12 protein-coding genes and 1 pseudogene are annotated in these 17,551 nt (G+C 53.6%); 7 read left to right on the top strand and 6 right to left on the bottom strand.

The window, feature by feature from the left end; translation table 11 throughout:
• Positions 1-107: 107 nt before the first annotated feature.
• Positions 108-323 (top strand): hypothetical protein, encoded by a 216-nt coding sequence (locus NWF31_RS14185; RefSeq protein WP_258361158.1) that lies wholly within the window; start codon positions 108-110, stop codon positions 321-323.
• Positions 324-446: 123 nt separating this feature from the next.
• On the opposite strand, the pseudogene NWF31_RS15040 reads toward NWF31_RS14185, so the two are convergent.
• Positions 447-566: pseudogene (locus tag NWF31_RS15040) on the bottom strand (AAA family ATPase); the annotation flags it as partial.
• Positions 567-1,295: 729 nt separating this feature from the next.
• On the opposite strand from NWF31_RS15040, the gene NWF31_RS14175 reads away from it, so the two are divergent.
• The 4 genes from NWF31_RS14175 (at position 1,296) to NWF31_RS14160 (ending at position 5,282) form a co-directional block, all read left to right on the top strand.
• The gene (locus tag NWF31_RS14175; RefSeq protein ID WP_258361157.1) at positions 1,296-2,909 is read left to right on the top strand and encodes an ASKHA domain-containing protein; all 1,614 of its coding nucleotides are present in this window, start codon (positions 1,296-1,298) and stop codon (positions 2,907-2,909) included.
• 144 nt (positions 2,910-3,053) lie between these two features.
• Positions 3,054-3,983, top strand: a complete 930-nt coding sequence (locus tag NWF31_RS14170) for a nitrite/sulfite reductase domain-containing protein (RefSeq protein WP_258361156.1) — start codon at positions 3,054-3,056, stop codon at positions 3,981-3,983.
• A gap of 35 nt (positions 3,984-4,018) precedes the next feature.
• A complete protein-coding gene (locus NWF31_RS14165; RefSeq protein ID WP_258361155.1) occupies positions 4,019-4,411 on the top strand; it encodes a DsrE family protein in 393 nt (130 codons plus the stop codon).
• Between the two features lie 109 nt (positions 4,412-4,520).
• Complete coding sequence (locus tag NWF31_RS14160) at positions 4,521-5,282, top strand: TatD family hydrolase (protein WP_258361154.1); 762 nt, start codon at positions 4,521-4,523, stop codon at positions 5,280-5,282.
• Positions 5,283-5,405: 123 nt separating this feature from the next.
• Here NWF31_RS14160 and NWF31_RS14155 read toward each other — a convergent pair whose 3' ends face one another.
• From NWF31_RS14155 to NWF31_RS14135, 5 genes are all read right to left on the bottom strand, one after another.
• Positions 5,406-6,644: a multicopper oxidase domain-containing protein gene (locus NWF31_RS14155; protein ID WP_258361153.1), complete on the bottom strand. Its 1,239-nt coding sequence runs from the start codon at positions 6,642-6,644 to the stop codon at positions 5,406-5,408.
• 4 nt (positions 6,645-6,648) lie between these two features.
• Positions 6,649-7,887 (bottom strand): multicopper oxidase domain-containing protein, encoded by a 1,239-nt coding sequence (locus NWF31_RS14150; RefSeq protein ID WP_258361152.1) that lies wholly within the window; start codon positions 7,885-7,887, stop codon positions 6,649-6,651.
• 50 nt (positions 7,888-7,937) lie between these two features.
• Entirely contained in the window at positions 7,938-8,927 is a 990-nt protein-coding gene (locus tag NWF31_RS14145; RefSeq protein ID WP_258361159.1) for a multicopper oxidase domain-containing protein, read from the bottom strand.
• 73 nt (positions 8,928-9,000) lie between these two features.
• The gene (locus NWF31_RS14140) at positions 9,001-13,512 is read right to left on the bottom strand and encodes a choice-of-anchor Q domain-containing protein (protein WP_258361151.1); all 4,512 of its coding nucleotides are present in this window, start codon (positions 13,510-13,512) and stop codon (positions 9,001-9,003) included.
• Between the two features lie 251 nt (positions 13,513-13,763).
• A complete protein-coding gene (locus NWF31_RS14135; RefSeq protein ID WP_258361150.1) occupies positions 13,764-14,450 on the bottom strand; it encodes a manganese catalase family protein in 687 nt (228 codons plus the stop codon).
• 435 nt (positions 14,451-14,885) lie between these two features.
• Between NWF31_RS14135 and NWF31_RS14130 the strand changes: the two genes are divergently transcribed.
• Both NWF31_RS14130 and NWF31_RS14125 read left to right on the top strand, forming a co-directional pair.
• Positions 14,886-16,247 carry a hypothetical protein gene (locus tag NWF31_RS14130; protein WP_258361149.1) on the top strand — a complete coding sequence of 454 codons (1,362 nt, stop codon included), beginning with the start codon at positions 14,886-14,888 and terminating at the stop codon, positions 16,245-16,247.
• 39 nt (positions 16,248-16,286) lie between these two features.
• The gene (locus NWF31_RS14125; RefSeq protein WP_258361148.1) at positions 16,287-17,207 is read left to right on the top strand and encodes a TIGR01777 family oxidoreductase; all 921 of its coding nucleotides are present in this window, start codon (positions 16,287-16,289) and stop codon (positions 17,205-17,207) included.
• The last annotated feature ends 344 nt before the right edge of the window (positions 17,208-17,551 follow it).

Here is a 17,551-nt window from a genome sequence, read left to right as displayed (position 1 = left end):
TTAAAGAAAGTAATAACGGGAATCTCATAACGGGAATCTCATTGATGATCACTATTTAAAATAGAAATTTAGGTTATAATAGATGATGAAGAATAGGGTGGTAAGTTATGGCTATAGAAAAAATTTATAACGCGATTAAAAGACTCCCTCCCGCGGAAAGGGAAAAATTACGCCATCTACTAGATAATGAGGATTCTAACAATGAAAACACGAAAGCATTTGAAAGAGCAGCAGGTTCCTGGACCGACCTCGATGCTGACGGATTCATAGAAGAAATTTACCATCGCCGTAATAGCGTTGGCAGGAAAGGTTCAAAATGGTGATGGAAAAAGTTAGCAATAATCGGGTCTGGACGATGGTAAAATTTAACTTTTACTACTAATGAAGTTATATCTTCCCTTCTCCTTAAGGGGAAGGGAAGAAGCGAGCGCGCGTTTGCTTTCAGTTTAGTTTTTGTTTTTTAATAAGGTGCTTATTATCCCCGACCGGCGTTTTTCTTTTAAGCGGTAGCTGTCTCCGCGGATGTTGATTACCATGGAAAGACTTTCGAGTATAGCCGTAGCCAGAAAGGGGATAACGGAAGACCTCCAAACAGGGTCTTTTCTTTTTTCACCAACTTAGTAGGAACTTTGTTTCTTGCAGCGAATAGCAAAAGTTGGGTAGAAAACCACCTGGGGTGTTTACTATGCTAGCCATTGTCATCTGTCGTCCTCGTGGGCCTGGAGGGGCAGGGCGTACGGGTAGAGGTGGATATCAGCAACGGGCTGCCTGTTTGTGAGAGTGTTGGTCAAATTGTATATACGAAATGTTTACCTGAAAACTACAGGGGGTTATCCCGTTCGTCGTAGATTTTCGGGACGGCCATTTTCGCGATTTTTAAGCGCTTTGCATGTTGATGGATTATTTTGGGAACAACTTCTTGCACATCGCATCCTTCAGTATGGACACTTCACGATAGCCAATAATCCGGAGGAAACCTTTTTCAGCCTCGAGATACGAAGCTGCCATCCAGCGAAGTATCTGCTCGCCGCTTTGCTACCTCTTAATGTTGCGGCAGTAAGTGCAACGCGGTTATTGGCCGATTCGATGATATTGGTCGAGTTCAGGCTTTTGGCTAATATCCTGAAATTCCTGAGGTATGCTATCCCTTGCAACCTCTACGGATAGTTTTAAACTATCAACTCTCCTATATTCCACATTTCTGGTTATACTTTTCAAGTTTTTTGGGGCAGTCTAAAATTAGAGGGTTAGCCCGATGATTAGCAGAAGGTTTTATAAAGAATAGCGGCGAAATAATGCGAACCAAGGTATTTTGGTCGTTTAAGTCCAAATTATTGGAGGCCAGTACAATGCAGCAGAGCTACAAGTTAAAAGCTAGTCCCTTGAGTGAAAAATACTTACTAGAGCTTAAGTTTCCGGGAAACGGCGACAATATTGCTGATGCAGACCGTTTACGCCAAGCACTGGAAACCCAAATTGGCTGTCCCGTGAGTATTCCTCTTGAGTTACTAAGGGAAATCCCGGCAAAGTTACGCCAGAATGATTGGAAGGTAACAGTAACTATAGGCTACTACTGGCCTCCGGGGTGGGGGTTAGAACGACTGGCCGCCGAGTTAGTGGAACTAGGGCCGGGTTCTGACCGGTTAGGTCCCTTTGGCCTGGCGGTGGACTTGGGCAGTACCACTGTGGGAGGATATTTGTGGGATCTAGGTTCAGGTAAACTTCTCGCTGCTGATGGTGTGACTAATGCACAGACGAGGCTTGGAGAAGATATCCTGACTCGTATTCATTACGCAGCTACTCCTCAGGGACTAGCAGAACTGCAGCAGTTAGCAAGCATGAGTATAAACAGGATAATTGATTTGGTGACCAAGCAGGCTAACATAGTACCGCACGATATTACCGCAGGGGTTATCAGTGGTAATACAACTATGGTGCATCTATTACTGGGTTTACCAACAGCAAATATCTGCCGGAATCCTTATGTACCTGTAGTTAACGCTCCGGGGTTTTTCCCGGCAGCAATGATAGGTCTGGACCTCCACCCGCGAGCTCTAGTTTACCTTTTACCCAGCGTAGGTAGTTATGTGGGAGGAGACATCCTGGCGGGTATTTTAGCGAGTGGTATGCACCGGCAAAAAGAGATCAGCCTTTTGGCAGACATTGGTACCAACGGAGAAATAGTCTTAGGCAATCGAGAATGGTTGGTGGTAGCTGCTGGAGCAGCCGGACCAGCCTTGGAAGGTGGGGTAGTAGCTTGTGGCATGCGGGCTGAACCTGGCGCAGTTTGTCAGGTTCGTATAGATGCGGATACAGGTAAGGTGACTTACCGCACTATTGGAGATGTACCCGCGCGCGGTATTTGTGGTTCAGGCCTTGTGGATGCAATTGCTCAAGCGCTACTAGCAGGGATTATTAATCAGCGAGGAGAATTACGTGAACCGCTTACTTCTCTAGTGGTTGTGCCGGCAGAGGAAAGCGCTACTGGCCAGCCCATCGAGCTCACTCCCGTAGACATCCAGCGACTGTTGCGCACCAAAGCTGCAGTTAACGCGATCATAGCTACGCTACTAGAGAGTGTTGGGTGTACTTTTGCCGATCTTAAGTACTTTTATGCTGCTGGTGCATTTGGCGATCACCTAGATATTGAATCAGCTATTACCCTTGGGCTATATCCCGACCTGCCGCGGGAAAATATCATACGCTTAGGAAACAGTTCTGGTACAGGTGCCAGCCTGGTCCTTACTGACATTAATAAGGCACAGGAGTTAGAAGAAATAGCCCGGCGCGTTACGTATCTGGAGATGAACAATAGCCTGCAATTTATGGCCCATTTTACCGCAGGCCTGTTTTTCCCCCACACCGACCTTGACCTTTTCCCTACTGTTAAAGCTCGCCTAAAACACTAGTAGGTCGTGTCCTGAACCAGTTTTCGCCACAGAAAAACTTTATATCGTGTATAAGATAAACTGATTGGACGTACAATTTTTTCTATGTTACATTCTTTTTGTAGGTTACACCCTTAATGAAGTAAAGTAAGGAGAAGAGCAATTATGATTAAAAAGTACGCCAACAAGGGTTTTATACAACAGCTGGATGGTTCTTACGCTGTCTTAATTCATCCTCTCAACGGATACCTGGAACCCGAACAGCTAGAGGCCATACGTAAGCTGACCCAACAATACGGAAAGGCGAAGCTCACGGTTACCGAGGCTATCATGATTTACGGGATAAAACCCGAGGACCTTGACCAGGTGGCCGCAGAGTTAGAAAAGGCGCGCCTACCTTTGGCTGATATCGGTCCGGTGGTGCGAAATGTCAAAGTATGTTCCAGCCAGTATTGCAAGCACGTTATCCGCGATGTTACTCCTCTGGCAGCGCAAATCAATCAGCGCCTCGCAGGGATGGCGACGCCGAAAAAATTTAAGATGGCCCTGAATGGCTGCCCCAATTCATGCGTGGAGGCGCAACTAAACGACCTGGGTATCATTGCTGTCCAGGACGGGTACTGGCTTTACCTTGGAGGCAAAGGAGGACGTCAACCCCAATTGGGTACTCGGCTGGACATGGTTATCAAGGAAGAGTATCTAGTCGAAACTGTCGAACGGATAGTTAAGGGCTATTTTCAGGTTGCCCAGAACGAGCGACTGGCTGAAGTTATTAACCGGATGGGCCTTCTGCCATTCCTGAAGGTAGCATTAACATGGAGTAGTGAAGGAATCAAGACGTGCATAGGCGCGCGGTATTGTAAAAACGGTGTTGGTGATGTCCATGCTATGGCGGAGCGCCTAGTGTCCTCCGGCAATTTACAAGGAAACATCACTATCAGTGGTTGCGGTAACGCATGTGCTGTGGACAAGGAAGCGGATTGTAATGTTGTTATTTTGAAAGATAGACTATGGGTATATAACAACGGCGATATGGATGTTGTTGATACGGACCAGTTACCTGAGTATCTTAAAAGGAAGGGTATTTTAAAATAACTCCAATTTGAGTTTAACAGAGAAGGGGTGTTGGGGTGAATAGGTTGAAAGTCCTTTTCCATGTTAACGAATCTGGCAGATGGCAAAGGGTTCTCGTGAACATCATTAATTTTTTAAATGATGTTGGGCAAGGAAATGCTGACATCGAAGTAGTGGCCAACGGTGAGGCGGTTTCTATTTTCGGGAACAGGTGCCTCCTGGCCGGAGGTGAGGGTCAGGGGGCAAGCTGCGGGACAGCTAATGGATCGCTGGTAGAGCAGATGAAGAAGTTATCGGAGATGGGAGTAAACTTTGTAGCGTGTCGGAACGCTCTTAAAGGCCAGTCTATCGACGAGGACAGCCTCCCCAACTTTCTGACAGTTGTACCGGCCGGCATAACAGAAATCGCCACGAAACAGGCTGAAGGGTATGCCTACATCAAGCCCTGATTATGTGTCCGCATGGAGGGGAAGTGAGAAACTTCCCCTTTAATGTAATTTGAACATGTGGCAATAAAAAAGGGCCCGATCCAGCATAATAAGGGGGTAGTAAAATCGTATGGAAGGAATTGTAGACTCTCATACCCATGTTTCGTTGCTTCCGTACGAAGGGCTAGAAAACATGGCCCTGGCCGGGGTGAAGAAGATTATCGGCTGCTCCATATTTTTCGGGGCCAAACATGCGGAAACACTCTTTGATCATTTCCACCAGATGTTAACCCTTTCCACGAGCAATGCCGCCCAAAATGGTATCAAGCTTTTCGTTACAGTTGGTATTCACCCCATGGGAACGCCGGAAGACTGGCCCAGGGTAATCGACGCCCTTCCATCCTATCTTAATATGAGCGATGTTGTCGGTTTGGGCGAAATCGGCCTGCATGAGGGGAATAAGCGGGAACAGGACGTCCTCCGGGAGCAATTGAAGATAGCCAAGGAATACGGGGTTCCGGTGATTATTCATACTCCGCCCCAGCGCAGGGTGGAAATTACCGAAAAAACGATTGAAATTGCCGCCGCCGTTGGGATAGAACCCGGAAAAATGATCATCGATCACGCTAATTTGGACATCATTAACATAATTGAAGAGTTTGGGGCCGTTCCCGGGCTCACCATCCGCCAGGAGGGGCTCACTCCCCATTTATTGCTAAATCACCTGGAACGCTTCCCGCGAGGTGTTCTGAACAGCGATTACAGCAATCTCAAACCCAATGATCCCCTGGGCGTCCCCAGGGCCGTGCGGTACCTGGAACTGAACGGAGCTTCCCAGGAAATCATTGCTAGGATCGCGAGGTACAACGCTGAGGAACTTTTTGGTATCTAAACAACCAGGGGGGTTAGCCCCCCTGATTTTGGACATCAGGCACAAAATACGGTTGCATCGTTTTCGGCTCTGATTTCCGAATACCCTGGTTTATTCTTGGTTGTCGAGGCCGTTTCATCTTGACTAAGGCAAGGTGGTGACGACAGCCTCGTTTGAATATGCTGATGTTCCCGCTAGATTGAAGGCCAGTACCCGGTAGGTGTAGGTGGTGTTGGCCTCGACGTGGGTATCGGTATAGGCCGTTGCTCCCACCATCAGGGTGGTGACCCGCAAAAAAGGCCCGGCTCCCGTCCGGCGCTCCAAAACGAACCCGTCTTCATCCGCAGCGTTGTTTATCCAGGTAAGTTCAACCTGCCCTGGTAAAGCCGCCGTGGCCGTCAAACTTGATGGGGCCTCCGGAGGAGTTACAGGAAAGGCCGTGCGAACATCAACAAGGGCCATCATCCCGCCGGGGTAATCGTCGGTATTGACCAGGTGCAAAAGATCCCGGTCGTATAGATAATGCTCCCCTTCCGGGGGCGTGAAGACCAGGTCGGCGCTCTGCCCGGCGCCTAAGGTTATCGCGTTCTTATCGTAAGTAGCGTCAAGCAAGGGACTGCGGCGGGGCCGGCCGTCCTCGGCCACAACGCGCGCCGGCCCTTCCTGGAAGGCCAGGGTGTGGGCAAGGAAGCCAGAATTAATTAAGCGGAGCAGTACCCGCTGGCCGACAAGGACGGGGACGCGGGAGGTGAGGGGTTGCGTGGATGTATCGGGTGGGGCCACACAGTCCGGAAAGGGGCGCCCGTTTACCAGCCAATACTGCGGGGCGTAGTTCAACGGGTTGTATACGTCGCCGGTGGCAATAACTTCGTGCGCCGCGCGGTCGAATTCGCTGAGCAGAATAACAGCCTCAACGTCGTAACCGCTTCCGGTATCTGCCCCGTAGGCGGTATAATAGTTCGGGCTGGCAGGGTCGTCCCAGCCGGCCGGCCTTACGATGAGCGCGCCGTACAGGCCCATCTGGACCTGGCGCTCGGGACTGGTGCCGCTTTCGTAGCGGAAGGTCCCCGGGCGGTAGGCGGGAAAACTATAGACCACACTCCTTCCTGGCGCGGCGAAGCGAGTGAGCGAAACCAGCCGGCCGCTGGCGTCGAGGACCGGTTCCGGGGCAATCTCCTGCCCCGGAAAAGTAAGAGAGACAGGTTCATTTAGCATGTTATGAAGCGTTATTTCTACCATATCGCCGACCGTGGCTTCAAGTACAGGTCCCGGCACTTGAGGCGCGGCGGTCGGACTGGTAGCTAGACCCCAGATAACGGCGGGGAAACCACCGGGCAGCGAAACAATGCCCGGACGTGCCCAGAGTTCTATGCTTACCAGCATACCTTCATCTCCTTTCGCGAGTACTATTTGCACGGCTGTTTCTTTGCAGCCTGCCGACCTCTGGCCCGAGAGTACCGACTGGAAAGATGCCGATCATCGTCATCATCCCCCCGGGGAATTCGCCCCAGTTGGTGATCTGCGGTTCGGAGTGGGAGTGGAGCATAAAGTAGTACTCCCCGGTCACGTTGAGAGAAGTTACTCCTATGGGTATGTCACCCTTTTGCCCTAAGTACGGGCTGCCACTCCACATGGTCCACCCGACGTCACCAATCGCCTGGTTCCGGAGGTTGGGGATCGGGGTGGGGATCGGGTTGGTCACCGGGTCATATCCCAGGCCGTCCCACTGGAAGATCTGGTCGTAGGTCTGGCCGGGACCCACTAACACCGTGAAGTGTTTGTGCGATAGGTCCTGGGTGCCGTTTCTTAGCAGCCGCCCGTCCAGCGCGACCACCCGGGTATGATTCCCGTGGGGGTGTAGCGGGTGGGCATCGCAGCCGGCGCCTATATAGCGTATAAGGACCCGCTCGCCCGGTTCCGCCATAATCATTGAGCCGTATGGCTGATGGGGAAGATAGGTCGCTCTATCGGGCAACATCGTATCGGGGGCGCAGCGCCCGTTAATCGTCCAGTAACGAGGCCTGTAAGTGCTGGGCCGGTAAGGTTTGCCCAAGCGGACGGCTTCGTGTAGCACCGGGTCTATCTCCGCGACCACCAGCAGGTATTCGCGGTCGAATTCGGTGTCGGTTTCCGGTCCGTATGCGGACCAGGTGGCCGGGTCGAGGGGGTCGAAGCCGGCCGGGCGAACGATAATGACCCCGTAGAGCCCCATCGGCACCTGTTTGTTAATCTCCGTACCGCTGTGGTAGATATAGGTGCCTGGCTGGCTGGCTACGAACTGGTAAATGACCGTCCCCCGCGGGGGCACGTAATCAGTAAGGGAAACGAGGCGCCCGTTTTCGTATATGGGCCCGACCGGTACCGCGCCGCGGTTGGTTAGCCTGAACACTCCGTTCTGGCCGGGGAACATTAGGGAAACGTTCTCGCGCAGTTCGTTGGTCAGTTTAATGGTGACTGTATCGCCCTGGTTAACAATAATGGTCGGCCCTGGTAACTGGGCAGCCCGGCCCGTTTCATCCCGGTAGCCCCAGATGTAGATACTCGCCCCGTCGGGGGTGATGATATACCCGTCAACAGCGCGCAGGTGGATGGTCGGCGATCCGTTGGCTGTAGCTTGTGTTGGCATGAATCCTCCCTCCTTGAAGTTGGTTGGGGGAGCCCCGGCCGGCCCCTCGCTTAAAAGCCGGGCCCCGGCTGGGGCGGCAGAGTTCCGGCAGGGTATACAGTAATGTGCGTCATCATCCCGCCGGGGGTAGCTCCCGCATTCGTGTTTTTGTGGTAGCCCCTGTTGAAGAGCGGGTAAAGTGCTGGTTGTTGAGGTTCGATAATGACGTCGACTGTCTGCCCGGCGCCGAAATAGAGAACGTCCCGCCAGTGGGAAAGGTCCTCCCCGTGCAGCCCGCGCAACAGTTGGGCATCCCGGCCAATGATACGCAGCGGTAGCCCGAGAATGGTGATGGCATGCTCTTCAAAACCGAGGTTTATGAAGCGCAGGAGCACCTTTTCCCCGGCGTTGGCCTGGATCAGGGAATGATAGGGTTGTTGGCTGAGGTCGCCATCCGGTGCCGTATGCAGCGTGTCGGGGTAGGCGCGGCCGTTGATCAACCAGTAGGCCGGGCGGTATTCGCTCCAGTCGAACTCCTGGACCCTGTGCACCTGCTCGTGGGCTACCGGGTCGAGTTCTGATATCAATAAAAAGTACTCCCGGTCGAATTCGGTTCCCGTACCTGCGCCATATGCAGTTTTGAATAGCGGATTCGCAGGGTTGTAGTCGGCGGGACGGGCGATCAACGGCCCGACCATGCCCATCTGAATGTGTTCTACCGGTTCAAAGTGGCAGTGGTACATATAGGTGCCGGGATCCTTGGGTTCGTAATAATATATGAAATCGCGCCCTACCGGTACCGCAATTGACGTCTCGGGAACGCCGTCCCACAAAGATATCTGGTTGGGGAAGCCGTGCCAGTGGATCGTGTGGGAGTCGTCGAGGTCGGGCCGTTGCGGCATCCCCAGGTTGGTAAGGGTCAGTTCAACCCGGTCGCCGACTCTGACCTCCAAGAGCGGCGCGAGTAACGTTGCCTTCCCCCGGCGCGCGAAGATCTCGTTTTCGGGAACCCCGGTCAGGTCAACGAAACCGAAGATATAGTGGACCGAGCCGTCGGGCATGGTGATGAAACTGTCGGTTGCCCCGTAACGCACCTGGACGAACGTCACGTGAACTCCTCCTTGGTAAAAACATTTAGCGGGCCTCGTCGGCGCCGATATCCACCCCGGCCCCCCGGGGTCGCGGCTGGTCGTCGAAATCGGTTGTCGGCGCGTTATAGATATCGCCGTTCACGACGAGGGTAGGGGTACCCCGGTCGATGACCGGTGAATTCGGGTTAAGGTGGTAATCGCCCTGCAGTTGCGGTACGACTGTTATAATTTTAACGGTCTTGAAGTCCGGCTCCATATTGAAGGCTACGGCCGTGACGGCGGTATCATAAGGCGTCACGAAAGAGGGGTTAACGCCAATAATGTTGGTAGGAACGGGTACGCCGTAGGGTTGCGACAGGCTGCAGTAGCGCGGGCTCAGCACCTCGGGGGTCGGGGTACCGAAGACCTCGAGATCAATCACGTTGACCGGGTTCGGGTCGGCCGGTGCGCCGATGCCGGCGATACCGCCGCGGCCGTTGTTTAGGGTCTGATCGTACCAGCCTGCCCGGTTATCCCAGAAGATGTTGTTGAAGAGGACCGGGTTGCTGAAGGTCGGGGCGCCCGGCGGCAGGCTGGCCTGGAAGGCGGCGCTGTTCGCCTCGCTTACGAGGCCCGCCCCGTGCGGCCGGCCGTCGCTGTCTTCGGCGGTGGCGGTGGTGATGTTCTTGGCGATGGTGTTGTTGACGATTACCACGTTGGACGCATCGTCGAGGGCAATCCCCCCGCCGAGGTCGGTGGAGACGTTGTTAGTGATGATGTTGTTATAGATGTTGATGCGGTGAGTACCTGCCCGGAGCAGGCGGATCCCGCCGCCGTCGTCGTTGGCCAGGTTGCCCTGGACGAGGTTGTTGTAAATGTCCACCGCCCCGGAGCCGGGGGAAAGGGTTGCTGGTGGGATTGGCTGTTCGCCGCCTACAAAGATGCCCGCACCCTCGTCAAAGGAAGCGTTGAAAAGGAACTTGTTGTGGTGGATGCGCCCGCCGTCGCTCAGCCCGAAATGCGAGAGGCCGCCGCCGTATTCGGCGGAGTAGTTGCCGCAGACCTCGTTGTGGTCGAATTCATACCCGTCGGCGCCGGTGAAGATCCCCACGCCGCCGGCCAGGCTGATGCCGCCGTTATTCAGGATGCGGTTGTGGTGGATGTGCACGCCGTCATTTTGGTTGTCACCGGCGTAGGGCCTGCCGATGGTGATCGCGCCCCCGAAGCCGCCGCCGTTGCTCAGGATGACGTTGTTGCTGATCTCGAGGTAGCGACAGTAAGCGTTGGCCACAACGCCCCCGCCTTCTTCCCCCCGGGCGCCGGTGATCGTCAGCCCGTCTATTTGCGTCGTAAACGCGGCGCCGAAGGCGCCATCCTCGGCTACTACCGTGATGACTTGACCCCGCGGTATCTCCTGGGGCCCGTCAAAGGTAATGGCGGCGAGCCTTGTTTCCCATTGCTGCTGGTAGCTGGCGAAGAAGCGCCCCTCCAGTCTGGTAACCCAGGCCCCCATACCCTGGAGTTTCACATTCTTGTAGAGAATCGGGCTCTCGTAGTAAACACCGGGATTAATAATGATCAATGACCCCGGCGCGGCGCGGTCGATGGCTGCCTGGATGGTCGTAAGGGGTGTAGCGTTTACGATCGGGGGATCGTAGATCCCGGGGACCAGGACGTGGATGGTGATTCCCAATGTACCCGGAATACCGGCACTCGAGGTTACCACCAGCTGGGCCGGGCCGGCAGCGAAACTTCGCGGTACGTACGTGAGGATAAAGGTATCACGCCAGGCCAGAACGGGAATGGCTCTGCCGTTAAGCGTCACTGTTCCTGGCATGGCACCGAAGTTACGCCCCCTGATGACGATTATGCGGTTACTGGTCAAAGTCACGTAGACAGGATTCACGCTCCCGATCTCCGGGGCGCCCGTTACCTGGCAGAGCGGCGGCCGGGAGAATTGCGCCCCCGGTCTTCCCACGAAGGCGGTGATGGGGAAAAGGGCGACGTCGGCATAGGTGGTTTTCCCCGGCCATACATCGAAGACCATAGTCAAGGTCTGGTAGTTGGGATTATACCTTGTGTTGGGCCGGCCGGGATCGCCGGGGTCGTTGCCGACAACCAGGTACATTCCCGGTGCCACGCCGGATGGAGTAGGTACGTTACGTGTATAAGTGGATGGTAAGAGCACCTCAAAGATGCCGTTGGCGTCCGAATGAACGGTGGTGATCAATCGCCCCGTATAGTCCCGGATGCCGACCGGTGTATAAGGAATGCCGCGCTTTTCGCCGTAGTAGATGAAATCCGGGTCGGTTTCGATATTCACGTCGTCGAGGAGGAAGCCGACTATGCGCCCCGGCACCGGAACATCGGTATACAGGAAGAAGTCCGCCACCGCGTTCTGCCCTGGACTGACGGTTACTATTTTAGTATCGTATTTGTCGCCATAGTAAGGGGGCGGGGGCAGGCGGAACAGAGCCGCATCAGTAGCGCTGGCGGGTTGGTCCCGAGTGGTCGTCGAAAGAGCGACAAACCGGTCGCCCTGGCCGGTGTTCACCGCGCCGGGGTCGAGCACCTTGTACAGCGGTTTCGGGGAACCATCGGGCAAAAGGTTATACGGGTCGGTGGGCGGGACCACCTGCACAAGGTAGGTTCCTGGTGGGAGCGGCTTTTCCACGGCGCCGGGGGCCCCGAAGTATGGATCGAAGTAAGTCGCGAAGGAGTAACCGCCGTCAAAGACGCCGTCCTTGATCTGGTTGGAGGCGTTGGGTACTTCGATGCAGTCCGGGTCAACGCTCCCGTCGGGCCGCACGCAGCCGGTTGGATGTTGCCAGGCGTCGGTCTGCACGGAGTTAATCAGCGTGGTGCTGCCGTCGTCATTCAGCCGGTAGAGGTTGACGGTTACGTTCGGGATGCCCGGTTCGTAGTCCTCAGCCACCGCGTAGCGGGGGTTGAGTTCGTTGCGCATCGTCGCGTAATAAACGATTCCCGAGATGCCCCCATGGAGTTCGTCGTCGGGTGTTCCCACGAGCCCGTCCGGTCCCGGTAGCGGGTATTCCCGCATCCCCCAATCGATGCGGTTCGTTTTCGCCGCCCACGTCAGGACCGCCAGGGTAAGGGCGCGGGGATGGGTCGTAGTGGGCCGCGGCGGGGTGATCCCGTAATCGGGGGTAGCGGTCGCAGCGGTCCGCCCGAACCGGTCAAAGCCCAGTTCCGCCACGGCGAACCGCTCGAGTTCGAAAACTTCGTTGAGAGAGTAGCGGCCGTCGAGATCGGTTACGGTGGCATACTGCACACTGCCGTCTTTGAAGCGCGTGCCCACGGGGACATTGGGGATACCTTCCTCGATATAGTTCCCGGCAGCATCCGTATCGCGTACGCCGTTGCCGTTCTCGTCCCTGAAGACCATGCCGCTGATCCAGCCGAACCAGCGCGGGATCCCGATATCGCCCATAGCAATCGTTTCGCCCTCGGCGATCTGGACAGTACGGAAGGAGATGATGTAGTCGAGGGGTTCATCCCAGATGGCCATCTGATAGAGACCTGCAGGAACGTTGGTGATGGTAAAGGTTCCGTCAGGGTTGCCCCGGCCGGTATAGACCTGCTCGTCGGTGCGGCCGATATCGGTAAGAGCGATCCAGGGCCGGTCGACGGGTCCGCCGAGGGTCAGGGGCCTGACTGGCGGTATGAACTCGATGATCGTACGGACGCGGCCGGTGATCGTGCCCGTTCCCGCTCCCGGGGCGAACTCCTTCGGCCTGACAAAACCGAACCAGACCAGGGGTGCCCTGAAACCCTCGCGCGGGCTATACCCGTCGTTGCCTTCTTCAATCCAGGCGTCAATGACGTGGGTACCCTCGATGGTTGTGGTCTGGATCCAGTCGGTACCGTCGGGCGGGATCGCCTGCACCCCGTACTTGCCCGGCGGGAGGTTTTCAATGACGGCGTCGCCGTTTTCATCCGTCCAGATTATGCCGCCGGTGTTCGGCATTGGGATCGGTTTCCCGTCCGGACCGATAATCAGGTTGCCGCTGGCGTCACGCTTGTAAACCGTTCCGAGGGGGTTGCCGAAATAGTCGACCGTAACCTCGCCGGCGGCATCTGCGAGCACGATGCGGAACCCCGGCAGGCCGTGTTCGAGGGGGAAGTCATCCTCGCCGTTGACCGGGTGGATATCTTCAAAGACGTGAACGCGGATTTTGGCAAGCGGCAAGGGGTGGGGCTGCAACTCAACGGTCAGCGTACTGTCACGCGTCAGGTTGATCCAGTTACCCCCGAGCTTGTAGCCGGGAGCCAGCACGGAGACAAGGTATTTGCCGGCCGGCAGGGAGACGGTGGGTTGCCTGGAGTCCCCGGTGGCCACGACCGCACTGTGACTGGCGCCGGGCTTCAACGAAGGCCAGTTGGCCGGATCGGGGTCGAAAGGATCTCCCACGTTGTCCTGGTTGACGATAAATTGGAAATTCGTTATGGGTATACCTGTACCGACTTGTAAGACAGTTACTGTGAGTTGAAAAATGCCCATTTGTTTAGTGGGACTTTTCCTGGATATTACTGGCTCCTTTGTACTAATATCCATATTGTCCCAACCCCCAGTTAAAACTTTTAATTATCTTATTCTTATTGTTATAAATTGGTTACTGAGGGTTGAGATAGAGTTATGATTGTGGTAGGGATAGTGGTGCTGATCGTACGGCTGGTAAAAGAGCCCGGAGGCGGACGGCGGACAGGCAATCCTATAGATATCAAATAAAACAGGGAGGCGATGCCGCTTCCCTGTTTACGATCTTGCCTTATAGGACTTTTTGGCAAAAGCCGTCCCCAACTATCTTACTGGGGCGGGATTTGCGGCTGGTCAAAGGACGGTGGTTGCGGGTTATGCAGGGAGGACCCCGCATAGTTGCCGGGTGTGGACAGGTTGAAAAAGAGCCGGGCATCCTTGTCCACACCCCAGTTTTGGGTGGAGCCGGTGCCCCGGACCTTCTGGAAGCATTCCCGGAACATGGTGTTGTGCGCCTCTTCCCTGTTTAACAGGAAATCGATCATCTGCCGCACATACCGGTCTACGATTTGCCGGTGCAGATATTCATAAACGACCTTGGCACGTTGTTCGGCGGCGATGTTGGAAAGCAGGTCCGCGGGCAGGTCACCGGTGGCTTCAATGTAAGACGCGGTCCACACCTGGCCGGAGGCATTGCTGTAAAAGGGATTGAGTCCGGTCATTACATGCGCCTGAACATTGCCGATGGTGGCGTTCATGGCCTGGGGTTCATGGCCGTTCAAGAGGTTGACTGCCGTACATACCATTTCCAGGTGACTGAGTTCCTCCGCGGCGATGTCAAGGAAAATATCCTTGATGGCCGGGTCTTGAATGCGAAAACTTTGGGCCAGGTACTGTAACCCGGCTTTCAGCTCACCGTGGGGGCCCCCGATTTGCTCCTGCAAAAGCGCCGCGTAGTTTGGGTTCGGCCGTTCCACACGCACCATTTCTAGCAGGTTCTTATCGTGCTTGAACATGTTATTCCCCCTTTCTTTCTTGGTTTATTATCCCTTGCTGGGCTTCATGATATGTACTCTGGTGAAGCATGTTAAATTTAATGAAGATTAAATCAGGAACTGTGTACATCACCGGAAATTCTCTGGCCGCATGTATCTCCTGGCCGTTACTCCGGCGGCGCCCGGTGGAGGAGCCTGGTCCGGCAGCTATCGGCATGCCTGGGGTTGTCGTTATGATAACCGGGGGAGCCTGAGGTGCCCCTGGTGTAGGCTATCTTGGACATCGGGGCTGCTACAAATTATACCCGCCCGTGACCGGGAACCTTTTAGCATATAGAAGCGTCATACTTATAAAGTCCTCTAAAACCAATTAGACCGCATATTAATAGTTTTGGGGATGGTGGAATAATTGACTACTCTCGTGCTCAAGAGGTTTAATCTGGAAGGGTGGTTAAAATGGCAGGTAAAACCTATCGGGTAGTGCTGTTGTTTTTGCTGGTGCTATTGACAACCGGTTGCGGGTTGAATAATACCGGGATTAAGCAAGCCCGCTCACTTGCAGAGGTTGACCAATACCTGGCAGCGATGACCCCGGGTTTAACGAGGGCCCAGGAGTTGGGGCTGGTAACACCCCTTAACATAGAAATACCAGTGCTCGAAGCCAATACCGCCGTTCACTTGGAAAAGATCTGGTACAATAGCCAAGAGGTGTTTTTATTCTATAGTCTGGCTAATTATCGCCAAGATCCGAACCAGAAACATGGTTTGCCATATATGTATTTAGACTTTGGTTCTCTGGAAACCGCCGGCGGGGAAAAATTGCTTAACAGCCCCGGATATACCTCAAATTTTTCACCACAAGAAGGGATCGTTTACCGGGGACGTTACTATGGCAGGATGACGTATAACCCTCTACAAAAGGTAAACGGTGAAAAACTGCCGGCAGTAGACAAAGTAGTATGGAAGCAGGCCAAACTTATAATAGGCGATAAATCTTATCCTTTACAGCCAGTGACACTGACCGTAAATTATGACCAAAGCCGTGAAATTGAACAGTCATACGTTATAAACTACAGTCAGGAATTACTTGGACGCAAATTTGAGGCTAAAGAATTGCTTCTCGGTGTGGCAGAAAACAGGCTTCGTTTTACATTTTCCACCCCCAAGAACGAAAGGGTTTATAAGGTAGCAGTGGGAAAAATCGTTACGGATAAAAAAGAAGAATATTATATCAATCCTGTAGTTGAAACAAGTAATAACCCCAATGAATTCTGGTTGGTTTTTCCTGCCTTTAATCAAATACCAGAACGAATTACCCTTAAAATTGAAAAATTAATCTTGTTGGGAGATGACGAGCTAACCTTTAGTTTTGATCTAAACCCTTACAAACAATATCTGGCGGCTGATAATATTAAGATAATTGACCTCAACCAGGAAGTGGGCAATGTTCATAATACCAAAGTTTTTATTGAAAGTGTTGGTGTGAGGGACAGGGGATTAAGTATGAATATGCTCTTGATACCTGATGACAATGAAGCTCTTTACGAAGCCCTGGAAGCAGACCGCCTTATGGATGGGCATAAAGTAAGTAACCCTGAATATCCCAACCTGATCTATATTACCAATGAAAGAGGTGAAGTTGGAACTATAGGCGGGGTTAGCGTAGGACCAGGTAACCGCGAAGGTGTCACTATTAATCCTGCCTTTATTGAACAGTCGCAGCGTCTGAATGTAAAAATAGCTAAATTGCCCTATGCCTTAAACGGCTCATGGTTGCTTGAAATAGAGCTTAATAGTCCGGGAGGGAAACAACGGTAACCTACGTACATTTTTAGAAGCAGGAAAGGTGGGTTGGCTTTGAAAATATTAATCACTGGCGGTACAGGCCTTTTAGGACGTCCCCTTTGTACAAAACTCCTACAGGCAGGTCATGATCCAATAGTTCTTTCACGTAACGCAGCGGCAGCGAGGGGTAGGCTAACCCCCGGGGTTCAGCTTATCCAGTGGCAGCCGGGCGTGGAAAGGGTACCCTTGGAGGCCCTGGAAGGTGTAGAAGCGGTTATCAACCTGGCCGGGGAGAATATCGGCGCCGGGCGCTGGACTGCTTCGCGAAAACAGCTTATTATGCAAAGCCGTTTGGGTGTCACCCGGGCATTGACAGAGTCCTTTCAAAAGTTAAACCAGCGTCCCAGGGTATTCATTAGCGGGTCGGCAGTCGGCTATTATGGCCCCCATGGTGACGAAGAACTAACCGAGGCATCGCCGCCGGGGCATGACTTCCTGGCAGAAGTCTGCCAGGCCTGGGAGCAAGAAGCCAACCGGGCCAGGGAATTGGGAGTGAGGGTAGTAACCTTACGTACCGGCATCGTCCTGGCCAGGGAAGGAGGAACCCTGCCGCGTATGGTTACCCCTTTTCGTTTGTTTCTTGGCGGGCCGTTAGGTAGCGGCCGGCAGTGGGTTTCCTGGATTCACATTGCTGATGCTGTGGGGATCATCCAGCTGGCCCTCGAACATACAACCGTGGCTGGACCGCTAAATCTCACCGCACCCCAGCCGGTACGGATGGAGGAATTTGCCTCGGTCCTGGGAAGAGTGCTGAAGCGGCCTTCCGGTTTGCGAGTACCGGCATGGGTGCTGAAAATGGCATTAGGGGAAATGGCCGATCTTCTCCTTACCGGCCAGCGGGTGCTCCCGGCCCGGGCTTTGCAGGAGGGCTACCAGTTTCGCTATCCCGGGTTAGCAGGGGCCCTTGAAGATTTGCTTATCTTATCTGGATAGATTGTAGGCCCACTTGATAACATTATTTTAGGTTTAAGAGAAGAGGAATAATAAGCAGGGGGTGGAGAATAATGCTTACGCTTATTTTTGGTATTCTTAGCTTTTTGCTTGGTATATTACAGCTAATTAGGCCAGCAAGGGTCTACACTGATAACCCGGAAGTTCAAGTACATTTTCGACCAAGACGGTTCAGCTTTATTAACATTTTACTTAGCTTGACATTAATTGGCTTTGGGATAGTTCTTCTATATTCATTTTATCTTACTGGCGGTGAACCCCACGGGCTCCCAGGAAAATAGGGATAAAGCTTCCTCAAGTAATCCCCTAATTGGGAATAGTTGAAA

The sequence above is a fragment of the Neomoorella sulfitireducens genome, assembly GCF_024733845.1.
In the GTDB taxonomy this organism is placed as follows: Bacteria; Bacillota; DSM-521; order Neomoorellales; family Neomoorellaceae; genus Neomoorella; species Neomoorella sulfitireducens.
The sequence above is the reverse complement of the archived record's forward strand: the minus strand, read 5'-3'. Positions and strand labels throughout refer to the sequence as shown.

Coding starts and splice junctions, on each gene's coding strand:
- NWF31_RS14185 (WP_258361158.1), top strand. CDS start 108: ATGGCTATAGAAAAAATTTATAACGCGATTAAAAGACTCCCTCCCGCG.
- NWF31_RS14175 (WP_258361157.1), top strand. CDS start 1,296: ATGCGAACCAAGGTATTTTGGTCGTTTAAGTCCAAATTATTGGAGGCC.
- NWF31_RS14170 (WP_258361156.1), top strand. CDS start 3,054: ATGATTAAAAAGTACGCCAACAAGGGTTTTATACAACAGCTGGATGGT.
- NWF31_RS14160 (WP_258361154.1), top strand. CDS start 4,521: ATGGAAGGAATTGTAGACTCTCATACCCATGTTTCGTTGCTTCCGTAC.
- NWF31_RS14155 (WP_258361153.1), bottom strand. CDS start 6,644: ATGCTGGTAAGCATAGAACTCTGGGCACGTCCGGGCATTGTTTCGCTG.
- NWF31_RS14150 (WP_258361152.1), bottom strand. CDS start 7,887: ATGCCAACACAAGCTACAGCCAACGGATCGCCGACCATCCACCTGCGC.
- NWF31_RS14145 (WP_258361159.1), bottom strand. CDS start 8,927: ATGCCCGACGGCTCGGTCCACTATATCTTCGGTTTCGTTGACCTGACC.
- NWF31_RS14140 (WP_258361151.1), bottom strand. CDS start 13,512: ATGGATATTAGTACAAAGGAGCCAGTAATATCCAGGAAAAGTCCCACT.
- NWF31_RS14135 (WP_258361150.1), bottom strand. CDS start 14,450: ATGTTCAAGCACGATAAGAACCTGCTAGAAATGGTGCGTGTGGAACGG.
- NWF31_RS14130 (WP_258361149.1), top strand. CDS start 14,886: ATGGCAGGTAAAACCTATCGGGTAGTGCTGTTGTTTTTGCTGGTGCTA.